The following is an 18,439-nucleotide window of genomic DNA, read 5'->3' as shown; positions in this document are numbered from 1 at the left end:
ATAATGATTATGCCACATAGATGTTATAATCTATGAAAAGCTCATCAAGTGGAGGTGTATGATGAAATTCGTCGTAGCTCGTTCCGAAATCCTCACTAGATTGGAGTCGGTTTCCGGTGCAGTAGCGTCAAAGAGCGTAAAACCGATTCTTTCAGGCATATATTTCTCGATGAAGGATGAGTCGACCATCAAGCTTGTGGCAACTGATCTCGAGACAGCTATTACCACCGAGCTGAAGCCCAAGCACATTGATGGAAGTTGTGATTTCGTTATCGATGCCCGTCTGGTTCTAGAGATAGTAAGGAATCTCCCGGAAGGAGAAGTAATATTTGAGACCGAAGAAACTAATGTGGTTATTCGTTTGGGAAGTGCCCAATTCACTCTTCCTACTATGGATCCAGGGGATTTTCCTGATATAGAGGCTGCAGCCGGGGGGCTTGACTTCACTGTATCGGTCTCATCGGTTGAGTTGATGATAGACAGGGTGATATTTTGCGCTGCCAGAGATGAGTTCATGAGAAATCTGAACAGTGTATACTGGGAATTCGACGATGGTTATGTTCGCCTAGTTGCCGCAGATGGATTCAGGATGGCCCTCTCTGAAGAGAGGATAGACCTAAGTATCGAAGACCATTTTTTGCTGACGTTGAAGAGCATGAGAGATCTTCAGAATAGTCTGAAGGCTGCGATGTCCGACGTCATGAGAGTAGTTTACGACGGTTCTCGTGTCCAGTTTTTCTTTGACGGTACCGAAATAGTAACCAAAGTCGTCGATGCGGAGTTTCCAGACTACAAGAAAGTTCTCCCAAAGTCATTTAAAGCTAGGGTTGTTCTTCCCGCAGTTACTTTTTCCGATGCGGTTAGAAGAGCTTCAATCGCTGCAAGACTGGGATCTGATTCTGTTAAGTTTGAGATAAACGATGAGGAGTTCAAGATAATTGCTCGTAGTCCAGATCACGGAGAATCGATCGAGGTTATTAAGACGAGCAAAGAGGGTGACAACATAATTATCGCTTTCAACCCTAGATTTCTGTCAGAGGCAGTGAAGAAGGTTGATTCCGAAATGGTAGAACTGAATTTCGTAGATTCGAATAGTCCCCTTCAGATGAATCCTGTGGATATTCAGGGGTATACCTATATTATTATGCCTATTAGGCTGATATGAACACAAGGTTTGGAATAGGTTATGACGTTCATCCTATTGTCGCAGGAAGCAAGGGTTTGTTTCTGGGTGGCTTGAAAGTATCTAATTCACTGTACCTTTCCGGTCACTCAGACGGTGACGTTCTGAGTCATGCGATAGTAGATGCGATTCTTGGGGCTTGCTCTCTTGGAAACATCGGCCTCAGGTATCCGGAAAACAGCTCTAACAAAGATCGCAGGAGTATTGAGTTTCTCAAGGAAACGGCAGACTTGATCAAAGGAAACTGGGAAGTGAACAACGTTGATTCTGTGGTCGTTATCGAAGAAATAAGGCTGGCTGGTTTTGTTCAGTCAATGATAGACAACGTTGCCAGTGCTCTTGGGATAGAGAGCGAGCTAGTGAACATCAAACCGAAATCGGGGAACGGCAGCAGTCCCGGTTTTGCTAAGGCCTACGCAGTCTGTCTCTTAAGGAGGGTGGAGTGAAAGATGCCCGATTTCCGCTATGAAGTCATCAACACCAAGGGAAAATCAGAAAAAGGCAAGCTTGCTGCGAACTCCAAACTAGAGGCGCTTCAGATACTTTCAAGCAGAGGGTATGTCGTCAGTTCAATCAAGCAGTCCGCTTCACATGTTTCCACGAAAGCTTCAATGTTCCCTGCCTCGCAAAAGGAAGTCAGCATCTTCTCAAGGCAATTGGCAACCATGGTTTCCTCAGGTGTGAGAATAAGAGACGCTCTTCAGGTTCTTTCAACTCAGATTTTCTTTTCAAGAAGATTCAGAAAGATCGTGACTCGGGTGGTCCTGGATATAGAAGGTGGAATGAGCTTCAGCGAGTCACTTGAAAAGACGGGTGTATTCGAGCCCCTCTTCACCAATCTGGTTAAGGCCGGAGAAGCGGGTGGAGTGCTAGACGAGTCACTAGAACGGGTTGCCGACTTCTACGAAGGGATGGTCGAGCTGCAGAATCAAGTGAAGTCAGCTATGTCATACCCTCTCTTCATGATGGTCTTTGCAGTTGGAATAGTTGGGATGATCTCCTTCTTCATTTTGCCGAACCTGATCGGCGCTTTTGGTGGAAACTTTCAACCAGAAGGAGCGATGGCAATTCTCCTGAGTATGAACAGCATTCTTGAGAATCACTGGCCTCTGTTGCTTGTTATGCTTGTCGGATTGTTGATTGGAGGCTACTTTTTCTTCAAGAGCAGATATGGAAACGTTGTCAAGGAAAACATTGGTAAGTTGATCCCTCCGATAAGGAATTTGAGAAACATGACGGCAATGGAGAGGTTCACTCGGACGACTGCGGTCCTAGTTGCCAGTGGAGTCGATCTGCCGACCGTTTTGGAACTGGCCGGAGAAGTCTCTCAGAGTCCAAGAGTTATGAAAGCAGTGGGCAATGCAATAATAGGAATAAAGGGTGGGGAAAGCATCAATGCTGCTTTGGAGCGCCAGAAGGTCTTTCCGCCCATTGTTGTTAGTATGGTTGCTGTTGGTGAAGAGACCGGCAAGCTGGATGAAGTGATGTTAAAAGTTGCGGATTTCTATCATATGCAAGTTCAGAACGCACTCAAGAAACTTGTTTCGCTTGTGGAACCAATAATGATATTATTTATTGGTGGGTTCATTGGTTTCCTGGCAATAACGATATACGGTGCAGTCTTTGCTATGGAGCAAAGTATTGGATGAGCTTGACCGAGTTGTTGTGCTGTCTGGTCCTGGTCTCTCTGTGTATCAGCGGCGTCGTACTGGTTTCGTCTGAAATCATAGTTAAGCTAAAGATTAGCCTCAGCAAAACAGCTTTCGATTCTTTCATTGAAAGCCAACGACTTGAGGCAATTGTTCGTTCAAGACCAGTCGAGCTCTTCTATGATTTCAGAACTAGAAGGGTGTCTTCGACAACGGGTGATATTTTTGAGGATTGCTTGTGGGAGAATCCCGAAGGTTTCAGAATAAGATTCAACGGCGATGGGTCTATAGTAATTCTTAACGGTTCGACAACGCTGAATTTTGCTGATGGCAGTGTATTGACTATCCAGCCGGTTACGGGGAAGGTCACTTATTGAGACTTGGGGGTAAATATGTTTCAAAGTATGATTACTGCCGTTAATTCCGATGAGGGTTACACTGAGATCGTAAGAGCAGTGGTCGAGGGTAGGAGCGTAATACCGGTCTTTTCTGTCCTTAGGATCGGTGAGAACTCGCTTGGCGAAGCGGCCAGGGTGTTTGGCGAGAATAATACTCTTCCCGTAGATGAGATATTTGTGACGACCTTCCACCCAAAGGATGTTGTGTTTCAGCATCTAGAGGTTCCGAGGGTCAAGTCGATGAAGAACCTGCTTAGCGTTGCCAGTTTCAAGGCCGCCTCTCAGTTTTCTTTGCCGCCAGACGAAGTAAACGTTGCCTGTCTCAACTCAATTGCTTCTTTGAAGACGGGGTTGGTTCCTGCCTTTATTATCACCAAGAGGAAGGCTGTTTTTGAATTCGTTGGAAGACTCACAGGCGAGAACTTCCCCGAGCCGAATATAGTAGATGTTAAGCCTTTCTCCATCTTCAAGACCGCTCATACCAGTGTCTTCGAGGGAAACAACATCGTCTTTGTGGTGGATAAGAATTATTCGATTCTCCTTACACTGAGAGGAGAAGAGATTGTTGGGCTGAACTACATAAGCGATGGTTTTGACGAGCTGGCAAGTGGTTTCAGTGAGGACAACTCTCTTTCTCCTAAAACAGATATCCAGAGGGAGTTCCTTGTCGGCTCCAAGGCATATTACGATTCATTGATAGAAGAGGCTTCCGAGAGACTTGAAGGGCTAATCTCCTATCAGCTTAGGATGTATCTTACGAACACTCTGTCGAACTCTCCGAATACTTCTGCGGCCGACGAGTCTCTCTTCACAAGGTTCTTTGTAGTGGGGCCCTCGAGTCTTTCTACAGCCGTTTACTCAAGAGCATTTCAGAGAATTCTTGGAGACGAGACAGAGGTGGTCAGCATGCCTCTTAGGATTAAGGAAACGACTGGGATAACATATACTTCGGTGGGACTACTCATGAGAGGTGGTGAGATACTTGGTCGACGTAAACTTACATTCAAGGAAGAAACGGGTATCAAGGCTTAAGTATTCTTTAATAGTCCTGCTGATAATTGTCGTTCTGATTATCGGGTCTCGTTTTTTTGTGACCCAAGCCTTTGATGTAAGATTTAGACAGGTTTCTAGAATGAAAGGCTATCTGTTTGATAATACTGGAACATACCTTACAGGGAATCTGATAGCAGACATTGACATGATGTTCGACAAGAAGCAGGAGTACATTGCAATCCGGAATAGACTTAGTAGACAGGTTAGCGATCTTCGCGCTCATGTAAGCTCGAAGTCGCTAGAGATGGATGTCTTCAGAACAATGGAAGCTTATCTCNNCGAGAACGCTCTGAAGACGATTGCTTCGAGAATTTCGTTTGAAAGTGGTGTTGGTAACTCCTTCTACTATCTAATATTTGAAGGTGATAATACCTATTTCCCGTCACCGCTTACCACACCAACCCTTCTTGCCAGGCCAAGCGTGAGGGGTAATTTGGACTTCGCGGAGCTTTACTCTCTTCAACTTGTCGACCTCAAGGTGGGTGGCCTCGATGAATGAGAGAGACGAGTTTAACATCGAAGAAATTAATGCCTTTGTCGACTCGGGATCTTTTGAGAGCAACGATGGCTTTTTCATTCACAGAGACTATGCTAATAAGCTGAAGAGAAGACTCAGTATTCTTGACAGAAAGGGAATAAACTCAAAGATTGCCTTCTGGTCGTTGATCGCTTTGACGATCGTAGGTTTTTTGTTCCTGGTGGTACTTTACTCCTACAACACTTTCGAGAATACATCTCTGCTGGTCGAAGAGGTGAACGGTCTTGAAAGTGCATACCTTGAGGTTCAGTTGCTCTCAAGAGTCCGAAACGAAGCGATAGGCGCAATGAGTACAAGGAGTTATCTTAAGGAGATAGAGGAGAGGATTCCGATAAGGTCTTCTCAAGGAGAGTACAAAGGAATCACTGTCTCAGGTAGTTCGAGAGATATTCTTGATCTTGTTGAGATGATTGTCAGTGAACCGAGAATTCTTGTCAGAAAGCTTGATCTGAGATCAAACCTTGGATTTCCGATTCTGCCGGAGTCTAATATTCCGTCCAATCTTTTGCTTGAGTTGAGGACGGACATTGCTGTAACAGGGACCTTCTAGACGGAGCTGATTTTATGGAGAAGATCGTTTTGATAATAGTGGTCTCAATTACTCTGTTAGTCACGGGTGGTGTACTCTTGGTATTGCTCTTCGAACCGGTAGAGATTGCTGATGTTGCGGCAAGCAGAATAAGAATTGATCCCGTTGATACTTCTAGGGTGGTGAGCGTCTTCAGTATGGAGAATCATTTCCTCCCACTCTATGCGAGTCCTTCGGAGGTCATAAGTTCAATGCTAGAAGTCGGCGAAGAGGCAGAGAATGTCAGGTATGTTGCCTATTACAGGTTGAACAAGGTTGATTACGCAGTTCTACAGACGGGTGAGACGGAGATAACAGTAAGAGTGGGCGAGCAAGTTGCTCCCTCCTATATAGTATATGGAATTACGGAATTTGCTGTTCTGCTAAATGATACTAGTACGAACAGCTTCTTTGTTGTGAAGTATTTCAGGTCATAAACTCGAGGGTGAATATGGGGTGATTCGTGTGAGAAGAATAGCGGTCTTATTTCTAGTTCTGGGCTTCTTCTGTATTGGTTTCTCTAATCAGCTGAATTCAGTCATTCCCACTATGGATGCAGAATCGGTAACAGTGACTCTGATCTTTAAGGACAATGTCACAGATTACAATATACAATCGAATCCTTCAAGGACCATATATTCTCTGGCAATAAACGGTGTAAGCGGCAGAGATATGAATTTACCGCTTCGAATGGGTCCGGTTGAAGGTTTGTGGACCAGGCAAGATCCGAAGAGACTGTCGGTGAACGTCGCTTTGTTGATTCCAGCAATCGATGATCCAGAAGTTACGATTATGGAGAATGTTGTTACGCTTAGATTCTTTAGATCGAATATTAATGTGAATATCGAGAAATTCACTACATATGGTATGACGCTATCTACTGCGATGACATATCTTTTTTCGGAAGAAATGCTAGATCTATCGTATATCATCTCTCCAAGTGTTAGAAATGAGCAGGTTGTGGTTGGTTTCTCACTGGCCATGCCCGAAGATATTCTGAGAAATATCCTTACGTCTCTTGGAGATAGGGTCGCTTATTCCTATTTGACTGACGGAACCTTCTATCTGGGTTCGCCTGAAGAAGTTCAAGATCTTGTTAATGCCTTCTGGAAGACGTATATCGGTGTTGATTTCAATATTGAGGGGGAGACCGTTTCAGAACAGATTGAAAGGCTGAGAAAGACTCTTCCAGTAAATAGCTACATAGAGTATCTGCCGAACGAGGCTTCTTTGATGGTGTTTGGCGATCTCCAGACCCACATGAGTCTTTCTGCAGCTCTTACGAAAAACACGGTCACCAAAGAATACTCTGTCCCGTGGGAGATAACTAACGTCGATGTTGAACCGCTTACAGCATACTACGAATTGGCAAGGAGTCTTAATTCGCTGCTCTTCTCAGAAAGCCTTACCATAGTAAGTATTCCTGAGTTCAACAAGCTGATATTCTCTGGAAACGATTCTCAAGTTACGGCCCTTTATGAGTATCTCGATCTCTACAGGTTGTATTTGACCTCAGAAGATCTTGATTCGAGCAGGACAAGGGTTACATTGACTCTCCCCGACAATTTCTTCTTGATTGAGGACGTTCTGAAACTAGTAAGTGCTTCAGGGTCGGGGCTTCCTGATGACGGGACCCTCGTGGGAGCGATCTTCGGGATTCTTCAAAGCTATGCAGTTTATGAAGAACTTTCCGTTGACAGAACTTTTGAGCCTATCGGAAAAGTCACTTTCGAGCTGCCAAATTATCTAGTTCCTGTTCTGGAGAGAATCGCAGACTCTTTCTCCACAATTTCTGAAGACGTTTCATACCTCATGGTGAACTATCACCTTACAATAGAAGAGTCGATAGTAGCTCAGGTCGAACGAATTACAGGTTCAATAATTGAGCCCTTAGGCGAGAGAAAGGGTTACATCGTGAAGGGTGCTAAGAGCTCTATAGAGACTGCCGAATATCTGCTGTCGTTATTTACCGGGATTACATTTGATGACTATGATAGCACTTACCTGGAACTGAAGACCAACGATTCATATGAAGAAGTATCCAGTTTTCTTGGTACGTTCTTTGCTGCCCAAGGTCTCGTTGAGAGTGAGTACACAATTCAGCAGATTGCGGACAGACTGGTCTTCATGTATGGTCCTTCAGGAATCATGGGGAGGGCCATCAACGAACTTGAACAACATGAAAGACAGATATACAGGGTGACAAGGGAATCGATTCTCGAGATCTCTCCCGAAATCTACTCTTCCGGTCTGGGGGATCTGCTCGAAACGATTCTCGTAGAAAATGAGACGGCTGATTTCATCACTTCTGCGGGTCTTCTGGTAATCAGAGCGTATCCGGAAAGGCTTTCTGAGATAGAAGGGATCATTGAAGAGAGAATTCCCAGAATCACTGAGATGGTTGAAAGCAGGATGGCAAGTCAGGAGACTCGCCTCTCCCTCCAGATAAGGGCTATTCCCGGCTGGGATATCGAGAAGTTCAGAGCCTACCTCAGCGACTTTCTTGGACCTAGACTCTTCTCTGATATCACTCTCACAACTTCAGGCAATGGATACATAGTTATTGCAACAGAATCTGTTCTTGAAGCGGTTTCCGCTGAAGCGGAAAAACTGAGAGGATTTGAGAACCCATCGTACAGACTGGAGACATCTATCCCCTCTCTTTCCCAGTTTGAAGTCCTATTGCAAAGACTGGGTATTGCTGCGACCATAGTTCCAGTCGAGAACCAGTTCATGATTATTGGCTCCAGGGAGAACGTTGAGGAAGCATCAAGGCTTGTAAGGCAGCTGAGTAGCGGACTTCCTGTGCAGGGGGACGTTTCTGAGGCTAAATTAGAGTACAAGTATGAATTCATAAATCTGCCCTATTCCGAGATTCAAGGGATCAGCGAGCTTCTGAATAAACTTAGCTTGTCAGTGGAGTTTGTAAACACACCAACCGGCGTGGCTGTTGTGGCAACTGAGGACCGCCTTGAAGATGCAATGGCAGTTATTAGTTCGATTTTGTCGAGAATTGAGACGATTGAGACCGGTCCAAAAAGCTATAGCTTAATAGATGTTGAGTTGTCCTTGGTCGGTAGCCTGGAAGAGATTCTAACCCTTCTTGGTTACGAGATTGATCTTGTGGAAACACCAGTTGGGATAATCGGAATCGGTGTCGAAACACAACTGGCTAAAGCGAAGAAGATTGTCGATGAGATTCTAAAGAAAGAACCAACTACACTTCCTCAAGAAGTAGATGCCGATAGTTCGTACCTGATAATCTCTTCTAAACCTGAGATTGCAATAGAATCTCTAAACTCAGTGATAAATGTCTTCGGTTTCGATCTCGTAATCACAGAGATCTACGACAAGATCGTTGTTGTCGGAAACAGCTTCGACCTTCAGTTGTTCAGAGGGTTGTACGGAGAGATTCTCACCTCAGAGAGTGCGGAGGGGGCTTTTGCAAGCAAAGAGATTTTGGGGGTGCCCGGTTGGGACTCTGAACGACTATTGTCGTATCTGGGAGTAGTCCTGGGAGTTGACAAGACTGCCAGCATTTCTCTCGTTCAGACCGCCAAGGGATACATCATCAACTGTCCCGAGTCAATCTTGGAAAGTGTTGAAAGGGAACTCGATAGGCTCAGGAAAATAGAAAGCCCCTTCTACTCTATAGAGCGAAGGATGCCCTCATTAAACGAACTGAATTCTCTTCTAGTGAGACTCGGAGTAATAGTCGATATTCTGAAGGTTGATGATTACTTCGTTATCATCGGTACTGAACCCAATGTCAAACAAACTATAGAGATAGTTGCCAAGCTTCTGGAGATAATCGGTGACGAGCCCGAAGTCGGTGAAATGGTATTTGAACTCTCTCAAATATCGGGCGAAGATTCTGCAGCATTTAGAGGAATATTCTCGAGCATCGGTATAGAAGTGGAGCTTCTCGACTCCCCGTCTGGTGTCTTGATTATCGGTGAACGCAAAGAAGTCGCAAAAGCAATGGAGACTTCAGAATCAATCCTTGAGAAGCGGCCGTCGACTATTGTGACGGAATCGGTGTTCGAGTTTGTTTCAGTTTCTTCTGACGAGATTGGCGATTACTCTTTGGTTCTGGAGAAAATGGGAATCAACGCTGAACTACTATCTTCTCCCTCAGGGGCCCTCTTGATTGGTTCGTCGGAAGAGGTTTCAAGGGCCAAAACTGTAGTGCAAACGATTGTTGATCAAAAGAAGGAGATAGGTCCCTCTGAAGATACAAGGAACGTATCGACCTTCGTTAAGAAGGTAGCTGGTTGGAGCAACGAAATGCTTTCCAGCTACTTAAGAGACTATCTAGGCGAAGACCTCTATTCTCGAGTCTCGATTGCTCCTTCAGTGAGTGGATACATAATCGTTGGCCCGGTTGAACTTCTAAAGACGATAGAGGAAGAGATCGCCAGACTTGAAGAGATTCAGGACCCGCACTTCATGGTACAGCGAGCTTTACCTCCTCTTGACCAGCTGGAGCTTTTAATAGATGCTCTCGGAATAAAGGTCGGAATCATTCCTGTTGAAGACAAGTACTTAATAGTTGGAAACCGTGACAGTGTTGACAGAACCGGAAAGCTCATCGATCAGCTTATAGATGCGATCTATCCGGAAGGTGAACCCGAGGAGCAGGCGCTAGAGTCAAAAACGTTCATTTTCTTGCCTGTAAGACCTGAAGATATTGCTCCTCTGGAGATAGTAATGGAAAAGCTTGGGGTCGTATCGGAGTTCATCCAGATCTCTACAGGAGTAGTTGCTGTGGGTTCTGGGGAAGAGCTTCTAAAGGCACTTGACATAGTTGAGTCGGTAATGGCTCACTCCGAAAGTGTTTCAGCAGATCTCAGTTTGAGATTCAGATTTGTAGATGTTAGATCGGATTCGATAGCACAACTTCTCCCGATCATCGAACGGCTGGGTATTGATGTCGAACTGCTCAACACCCCTACAGGTGTTGTCGCCATTGGAGCAGAGTCTGAGCTTGAACGTGCGGAGGAGTTGATTGAGGCGATCAACTCAAGAGAATCGCAAGATGTTCCACTTCAGGATAAGTATGAGAGTTTCCTTCTTCTTCCGTTATCGTCAGGAATTACCGTTCAGTCACTGGAACCTGCCCTTGAACTTCTTAACTACAGAGTATTTGCAGTCGGGGTGGCTGACAAGATTGTCGCGATAGGTGAAGAAGAGGATCTCTTAAAGTTCAGATCTCTATATAAACAGCTTCATGCTCAGGAAATCGAAAGGGAAGAAAGAGTGTCTCTTGACATCAAGGCCATACCGGGTTGGGATCTTGCGAGGGTAAGCGAATACCTTAGACTATTCCTTGGAGTCGACGACTTTGAGAGAATCTCAATTATGACGTCCTCCAGCGGGTTTATTGCCCTAACTCCAATTGTCCTGGCAGAAGTAGTCAAGGCAGAGATCTCGAGACTCAGGGAATTTGAGGATCCGGCTTTCGCAGTGTTTGACAGGATACCTCCCGTCGACGATCTTGAAGGGCTTCTGGCTAGATTGGGGGTTATGGTTGATCTCGCAAAAATGGGTAGTTCCACCATTGTAATCGGTTCAGGTGAAGATGTACGACGCACAAGCCAGATAATGGAGCAGCTCTTGAAATCAGTCTCACAAGATGTGACTGTGCCTGAAGCTGTAGAATACAGAGTCGTTGATATTTCCGGGGAAGACATCGGCAGCTTCAATGCGATTCTTGAGAGACTCGCAATTGAAGTATCCTTAATTACATCCCCATCCGGAGTTATCGTAATCGGTTCTCAAGAGGCAGTTGAGAGAACGATCATGGTAGTAGATGACATACTTAGTAGAAGAACTACAGCACAGGTTTATGAACCCACGTACGCCTTCACGGGCATACAGAGCAGCGAGATAGATAGTTATCAGGCAATTCTTGATAAGCTTGGTGCCGGAGTAGAGCTTCTTCCTTCTGCCACCGGGGTTTTAATGATCGGTGACAGAGAAAAGGTCGAGACAGCAATCAAGACCGTCAACGCGATTCTCGAAAGAGAAGCCCTGGTTGCTGAAACCGAAGGAGAGAAGGGGCGAGTTTCAAACGTAGCTGCAGTTGTGCCGGGCTGGAACGATGCAAAATATGCCAGCTACTTCATGGACTTCCTTGGCGAGGACGATTTCTCTAGGATCTCAATCACCCCTTCGTCCAGTGGCTATATCGTTGTCGGTCCGCTGGAAGTTATCTCGAGATTGGTTGCGGAAGCCGATCGTCTGGCAGGGATCGAAGATCCGTTCTTTGTCATAGAAACCTCACTTCCTGCAATAGACCAGCTGGACACTCTTCTTGAACGGCTGGGACTTAAGGTGACGATACTACCGGTCGGAGACAAACACCTTGTCGTTGGCATGAAGGAGAGTGTAGAGAAGACAGTCGAATTGATCAAGATGCTGAGAAACGGTCTTGAGGCTCCACTGACCTCGAGAAAATACGACTACATAATAATGCCTGCAAGCGAAGGCACATTCGAGACGATCAGACAAGTACTTTCGGAACTGAAGATAGACGCTACTGCTTTGAGCTTTGGAAGCAACGTGATAATTGTCGGATACGGTGAGGACCTTGAAAATGCAGCGAGCGTCGTAAAATCGATAAATGATCGAACCGTCATACTTGAGACCGACAAGGAACTCAAGTACGCTTTCACTGATATTCCAAATGACAGGATCGGCGAGTTCACTGCCATACTTGAGAGTCTAAGACTAGATGTTGAGCTTCTCTCATCTCCTTCCGGCGTTGTTCTGGTTGGAACCGAAGAGGAGTCGACAAAGGCGATAGAAGTTGTCCATTCGGTGCTTTCAAGGGCGGAAGAAGATGAGACGGTCGAATCTAGATTCTTCAACAACCCTGCCGGCTGGGAAGATGGCAAGCTAGTTTCATACTTGCGGGGTTATTTGGGAGAAAAAGAATGGGCAAAGATAAGCGTAACACCGGTCCAATCAGGTTATCTCATTGTGGGTCCCACGGCAATTCTTGACCGAATAAGCACCGAAACAACCAGGCTTTCAGGTCTTGAGAGACCTCACTACGAGATAGTTGAGTCCGTTCCTTCTATTCAGAATCTGCAGAGTATGCTGGAGAAGATGGGGCTTGCAGTTACAGTTGTTACCGTTGATGGAAGGTCGATGGTGATAGGTCCGGAAAGCGATGTTCGTTCTACCGTAAGAGTCTTCGGCGAACTTGCTGAAGGAATAGTGCTTCCCAAGGGCGATGAACCTGACATCTTTGCATTTGTGGAAATCCCAACTGAGGAGACCGACAGTTTCAGAGCGATCTTCTCTAGGCTGGGTATTCGTATTGATCTTCTGAATACGCCAACCGGAGTAATAGCGGTCGGCCAAAAGGAAAACGTCAAGAAGGCCGAAGAGACTATTAGCTCGATCCTCTCGCGAAGAGAGGTTCAGGTTGTTGACGGCGAACAGAGTTATCTAGTAGTCGAGGTTCGTGACGGATTTGATCTTGCAGCTGCCCAATCAGTCAAATCGGCGTTCAACATAAACGTCTATCCTCTTTCTGTGGCCGGGAGACTTGTAGTGATCGGAGCAGAGAAGGAGATTGAAAGATTCGTACAGATAAGGAACGATATTATCAGCGAACACAAAGTCACAGTTATAGTTCCTCGTGAAGTTACCATCGAAGAACTCGATGGGATAATTAACACACTTGGCCTGGAAATCTCCGTTCTCGAGATTCGGGGCAGCTTCGTCGTTTATGGAAAGGAAGGAGAGATTGAACAGGTAAGGGACATTCTTAACCGCCTAACTTCCGATAAACCGTCCGAGAAGTCGCAAGAAATGCGCATCTTCAGTGGGATAGGCCATAGTACTGATTTCCTGAATCAGCTTCTGTCAAGTATGAACTCCTCTCTAATCGTTTTCGGAGAGGGAGACAGAATAGTGGTCGTTGGAAACGAAGAGGATATTGTTGTCTTTGAGAGTCTTCTCAAGGAGATGGGGTCGGCGCCGACGGCGGAGAGCCTTACGGCACAGTTCTTCCCGAAACTCGAAGGCTGGAGTGGCGAGACTCTCTCTGATTTCTTCATGGCGATGAGCTTTGCCGTGAAGGTATTCCACGAAAGTAGTCAAGGCTACCTGCTAATAGGTCCCGAAGATCAGCTTGCGGAAATACCGGCTTTGATGGACGGTCTCGAGTTGAAGACGAAGAAGCTGACTACCCTATATACTATTCCATCCGGGATGACGTTTGAGGAGTTACGGGAGATACTAGTTTCCGCCGGTTTCAACCTCTCCTATACAAAGCTGGGGCAAAGCATGTCCGTATCGGGTCTCGAAGAGGATGTTAATATGGCTGTTGCTCTACTTGATGAAGTTATTCGAAGCGGGCTAGGAAAAGGAGTCTCTTATAGACTTGCGAAACTTCCTGCCGAACTGACTCTCGAAAAGTTTGAGAGGATTCTGAGCGACATGGCTCTCAGTATTTCGGCTGTTCAAGTTGACGGGGAAGTGATGTTAATTGGCCCCGATAGTGACTTAAGAACGGCAAAAGAGATAGTTGAATACCTAACTCCAGAGGATCCTGCGGTCGATGAGAAGAGAGTGTACTCAATAGTCCCGTTGGGTGATGGGCTTTCGCTAGCCGAAATGGCGGCCCTTGTTGAGAGTCTATCGCTCAATGTCCAGATTCTTCCAGTCGGTGGAGACGTGGTTTCGGTTGGTACCCAGAGTAATGTTGACCGCTTCAGAGAATTGGTGAGTTCGGTCTCTGCAACATTGGGAATAGGGAAATTCGAGAGCCCCGAATACGAAATCGTTGAGCTAGTAGAAGAGATTTCTTTGGGGCAGTTCAGAGAGCTTCTTTCCTCTCTCAATATACCTGTAAAGATCGTAGAAGTAGCGGATTACATTGTGTTCATTGGTTCAGGAGAAAACAACGCAAGAGCAGTTGAGCTCTTCTCAAAGTTTGAAAAAGAGGATCAAGAACCTGAAACTGACGAGATCGAATTCGCTACGATCTCCTTGCCGGAGGGTTTCGATCTCAGTTCACTGGAGGCTGTGTTAGATAAGCTAAGGTTCAGTGTGGATCTGGATTCAGTAGGCAACGTTCTGCTTCTTATCGGAACCAGAGAATCGATAGAGAACGCTCTGGCACTTGTGGAAAGGCTCGTTCAGGTGTCTACCGGCGATTCGGGAGAGAAGAGTGAATTTGAAATTCTTGATCTTGAAGACGAAGTCTCATCGAACTTGCTTAATCAGCTCTTCAGGTTGATCGGCGTCAAAGTGGAGATTCTTGAAAGCGATACTGCGCTTGTGTTTGTCGGAACTAGAACGGATCTGGAGATAGCCGTCGATGTCTACAACTCACTTGGAAAAACTGTCGAGGCAGACGAAGGTCCGCTGTCTTACACAATTACCATCCTTCCAAGGAATCTGACGCCCGGGCAGCTTGAGATTGCCTTCGAGTCGATTCAGATACCGGTTGGTATTATTGAAGCAGGTGACTATGCGATTATCGTCGGAACCAAGCCCTCCCTTGCGAGAGCTCAAGAGTTGATTTCCTCTCTACGGATAGGGATAGATTCGATGGGAACTTCTGCCGATGGATCTATCTCTTATAAGACCTTTGTGCAGCCGGATGGAACGCAAGTCGATCAATTCGAGACGATTGCGGGGTTGATGGAACTGAAGCTCAAATTTGAACCGGTCGGAGACATGGTCTTCATGATAGGTACGGGCGAGGATATTGCTGAATTCGAGGAGGTTATAGGCGGTCTTACAAGCGAGAAAGCAGGGATTGTAAATGAATCAAGGTTCGCAAAGAGACTCTCCGGAATCGATGCAGAAACTCTTAATGCGTATCTTGAGGCAAAAGCGATTTCTCTTCCTGGAGTCTTCGATGTGAGCGGTGGTTATTTGCTAATTGGAACCCGCGAATCAGTCGACGAAGCACAGGCCGTGATAGACTACCTGGTTAACAACCAGCAGGTCCACTTCGCTTATATTGATTTACCTGCCAGTATAACTCCTGAGATTCTTCAAGCTATGGTTAGCGATCTTCTCCTGGAGGTATCCGTTGTTCAAATCACACCATCTAGGTACATGATAGTCGGTAACTTTGATGATGTAGCAGCACTGAAAGAGGTACTTGTCAAAGCAGTAACTGTAGAGGCTAAATTCCTGTCCTATTCCCTTATCACAGTAGGGCAAGCCTTCTTAGAGGATCTAGAGAGCGTCTATTTTGCTCAGGGGAGCCAAAGATCAGGAATGGCTAGCCTTGAGGAGGCTCTTGAGAACATTGGTGTATCTGTCTTCATCGGTAGGTTCGATACTCGCCTCCTCTTGGTAGGAGAGAGTGACCACGTTGACTTCGCGAGAGAGCTTATTTCAGAGCTGAATCGGAATGCGGGCAGCAAGGAAGCATCAGAGCAAATTAACATCGAAGACCTTCCTCCTGTTAGCGGCTGGAGCACAGAACAAGTCACACAGTTCCTGGAAGCCGCGGAAATTCAGCTGAAATCAATCATTGAATACTCAGGAAGGCTCATTGGAATTGGGACTCAGGTCGGACTTGAGAACGCTAGGGCAGCGCTGAACATACTCGCTGTTGATTCTAAAAGAGAGTCGGTGAGGATCGAGAAGAACCTCGTCACACAGGCCCAGTTAGCGGAACTGATCTTCAAACTGGGTCTCGAAATCGAATTTGTCGACCTAGATCGGCAGTGGTTGCTAATCGGTGAACCCGAGTCACTAATGATCATAACCAGGACAGTCGAGGAGGCAGCTGCCGATAGGGAGATTTCGAGATACATAACCGATCTCACGGTGAATCCTGAGGAACTGGCCTCTCTCTTAAGAGAATCGATCGAGGGTATCACGGTTCAGACATTCACCGAACTTCAGATGCTGCTGATAAAATCGAAGAGTTCAGCTCTCCTTGATATGGCCGAAAAGATGATCAAAGAGGTCCAGGAGTCGAGAAAGGCAGTAGATCCGCTGGAAAGGGGAGTAGTGGTTGAGGGAAAGCTTGTCCAGATAAATGTCGCCAATCAGGATCTGGAAGAGTTGTTGAGACTAGTGGCCGACAAGCTTCAAATCTCGCTCCTTTTCATTGACGACATAAATGAGAGGATCACCATGTCTGTCAAGGATCTCACATGGGAAGCTCTTACCAGAGTAATAAATGCCACGAAGCCGGTTGAGATAAGCAGAATCGATGATATCTATGCGGTGACAAAGAAGGAGCAGAAGGCCGGTGAAGAACCGACCGATGTTGAACTAGTCTATCGTGTTTACCACAATGTTGAAGAAGTAACAAGGCTTATAGAGTTCTATGGAGGTGAAGTTCTCTCAGATCCGGTGAACGGATATATAGTAGTCAGAGGCCTGGCCAAATCAAGAGTTGATAATATCTTTGACGAAATTGGATCCGATCTCTCGCGTCCTAAAAAGCAGGTACGAATCGAAACAAGGCTCGTGGATAAATCGCTTGTTGATGATATTCAGAGGGAGTTCAAGACGGCAATAGGGATTAACACTCCTGAGATTCTCATTGAAAGCGGTTCGATAGATCTCGACTTCAAAATCATCGACTATCTTGATTTTACGAAACTGATAGACGATATCGTAAATACGGCAGTCGTGAAGATCGGGGCAGACCTGAGCAATAGGGACACCGATTCCGACCTTATCTCCAGTCCTTCGATAGTCTCAATGAGTGGTCAGGAAGCGAAGATTCATATCGGGGACACCATTCCCTACTTGGTTCGAACAATCGAGTACGTAGATGGTAATCCCGTAGAGATCGAGACTATCGAGTATCTGAACACAGGAGTCGAATTAAGAATTACTCCAACTGTCAATGATGACGGCAAGATACTTCTCGATCTCTTTATAAAAGTCAGCGAGCCCGAGAAGTATCAGGACGGAACGCGAACGCTATATGGTGAGAAGACGAGGGAAGCAAACAGCAGACTGATTATTTCGAACGGCAATACATTGACGATCGGTGGACTTGTTGCAAACAAGGATACTGTAACCGTTAATAAGATGCCTTTCTTGAGCGATTTGCCGTTTATCGGTAAGTTATTTACTACCGAAAACAGAACGTCTGATAAGAGAGAACTGGTTATCTTCATCACAGCGGAGGTGGTAGAGCCGTGAAAAGGAGCCCCGTTGTCAGCGGCAAGTTCTACGCAGATGACAGTGAGGACCTCAAGAGCCAGATCAAGAATTGCTTCTTTCATCCGATAGGACCAGGGAGTCTTCCTAAGAATCCTGGAAAATCTGAAAGCTCAGTTGGTTTGGTAGTGCCGCATGCGGGGTACATGGCAAGCGGTCCGGTTGCTGCCTGGAGCTATTGGAAGTCGTATTCTCTAATTACCCCTTCAACGGTAATAATTATCGGTCCCAATCATACCGGCCTTGGGACGAGGCTATCTCTGTGGAATGAAGATTCTTGGGACACACCTCTGGGTGAAGTAGAGATAGATAAAGAGCTTGGGAAGTCAATCATGACTATGTCTAGCGGACTTGTGGTATCTGACACGGCGGCCCACCTGTACGAACACTCTATAGAAGTCCAGCTGCCGTTCCTGCAGTTTCTGTACAGTGACTTCAAAATCGTGCCGATAATTATGAGTGATCAGAGACTGGAAGTGGCATTAATGGTTTCCGGGCTGCTAAGGAAGATCCTGAGCGAGAAGAGTAACCTACTGATAATCGCTTCCTCAGATCTGAATCACTACGAGTCTCACGAAACAACTATGGAGAAAGACAGGAGACTCGTGAATCTTGTCAAGGAGAGGAAGTACGCAGAGTCATACGAGATATCCAGAAGCGAGCGAATCACCGCCTGTGGTCTAGGACCTATGGTGGCGGTTAGAGAAACCTTTGAATCGATGGATATACTTTGCAACACGACGAGCGGTGAAGTCATCGGAGACAGGTACAGAACTGTCGGTTATCTTGCTGCCTTGCTTAAGTGAGTTACAAAATCAAATAGATCCATGTTTGGCCTTCGGTACGTCATAAAAACACATGCTATAATCTCGATGAACTGGAGGT

At 46.0% G+C, this 18,439-nt stretch carries 9 protein-coding genes; all 9 read left to right on the top strand.

Annotated elements, in window-relative coordinates; genetic code table 11:
* Positions 1–61 precede the first annotated feature (61 nt).
* On the top strand, positions 62–1,165 hold the full coding sequence (gene dnaN / locus B3N33_RS06505) for a DNA polymerase III subunit beta (RefSeq protein ID WP_214060664.1): 1,104 nt from the start codon (positions 62–64) through the stop codon (positions 1,163–1,165).
* Complete coding sequence (locus tag B3N33_RS06500; protein ID WP_292592607.1) at positions 1,162–1,629, top strand: 2-C-methyl-D-erythritol 2,4-cyclodiphosphate synthase; 468 nt, start codon at positions 1,162–1,164, stop codon at positions 1,627–1,629. Before dnaN ends, B3N33_RS06500 begins: the two co-directional genes overlap by 4 nt.
* Before the next feature lie 3 nt (positions 1,630–1,632).
* A complete protein-coding gene (locus tag B3N33_RS06495) occupies positions 1,633–2,832 on the top strand; it encodes a type II secretion system F family protein (RefSeq protein ID WP_292592605.1) in 1,200 nt (399 codons plus the stop codon).
* Positions 2,829–3,209 carry a hypothetical protein gene (locus B3N33_RS06490; RefSeq protein WP_292592603.1) on the top strand — a complete coding sequence of 127 codons (381 nt, stop codon included), beginning with the start codon at positions 2,829–2,831 and terminating at the stop codon, positions 3,207–3,209. Before B3N33_RS06495 ends, B3N33_RS06490 begins: the two co-directional genes overlap by 4 nt.
* A gap of 15 nt (positions 3,210–3,224) precedes the next feature.
* Complete coding sequence (locus tag B3N33_RS06485; protein WP_292592601.1) at positions 3,225–4,262, top strand: hypothetical protein; 1,038 nt, start codon at positions 3,225–3,227, stop codon at positions 4,260–4,262.
* 512 nt (positions 4,263–4,774) lie between these two features.
* Positions 4,775–5,371 (top strand): hypothetical protein, encoded by a 597-nt coding sequence (locus tag B3N33_RS06480; RefSeq protein ID WP_214060206.1) that lies wholly within the window; start codon positions 4,775–4,777, stop codon positions 5,369–5,371.
* A 14-nt stretch (positions 5,372–5,385) separates the two neighbouring features.
* Positions 5,386–5,826, top strand: a complete 441-nt coding sequence (locus B3N33_RS06475; protein WP_099828944.1) for an alpha/beta hydrolase — start codon at positions 5,386–5,388, stop codon at positions 5,824–5,826.
* A 28-nt stretch (positions 5,827–5,854) separates the two neighbouring features.
* Positions 5,855–17,536 carry a type II secretory pathway, component HofQ gene (locus B3N33_RS06470; RefSeq protein ID WP_292592599.1) on the top strand — a complete coding sequence of 3,894 codons (11,682 nt, stop codon included), beginning with the start codon at positions 5,855–5,857 and terminating at the stop codon, positions 17,534–17,536.
* Entirely contained in the window at positions 17,533–18,360 is an 828-nt protein-coding gene (amrB, locus tag B3N33_RS06465) for an AmmeMemoRadiSam system protein B (protein WP_292592597.1), read from the top strand. The genes B3N33_RS06470 and amrB overlap by 4 nt, the downstream gene beginning before the upstream one ends.
* The last annotated feature ends 79 nt before the right edge of the window (positions 18,361–18,439 follow it).

Origin of the sequence: Mesotoga sp. UBA5825 (assembly GCF_002432955.1) — a bacterium.
Classification (GTDB): domain Bacteria; phylum Thermotogota; class Thermotogae; order Petrotogales; family Kosmotogaceae; genus Mesotoga.
The sequence above is the reverse complement of the archived record's forward strand: the minus strand, read 5'-3'. Positions and strand labels throughout refer to the sequence as shown.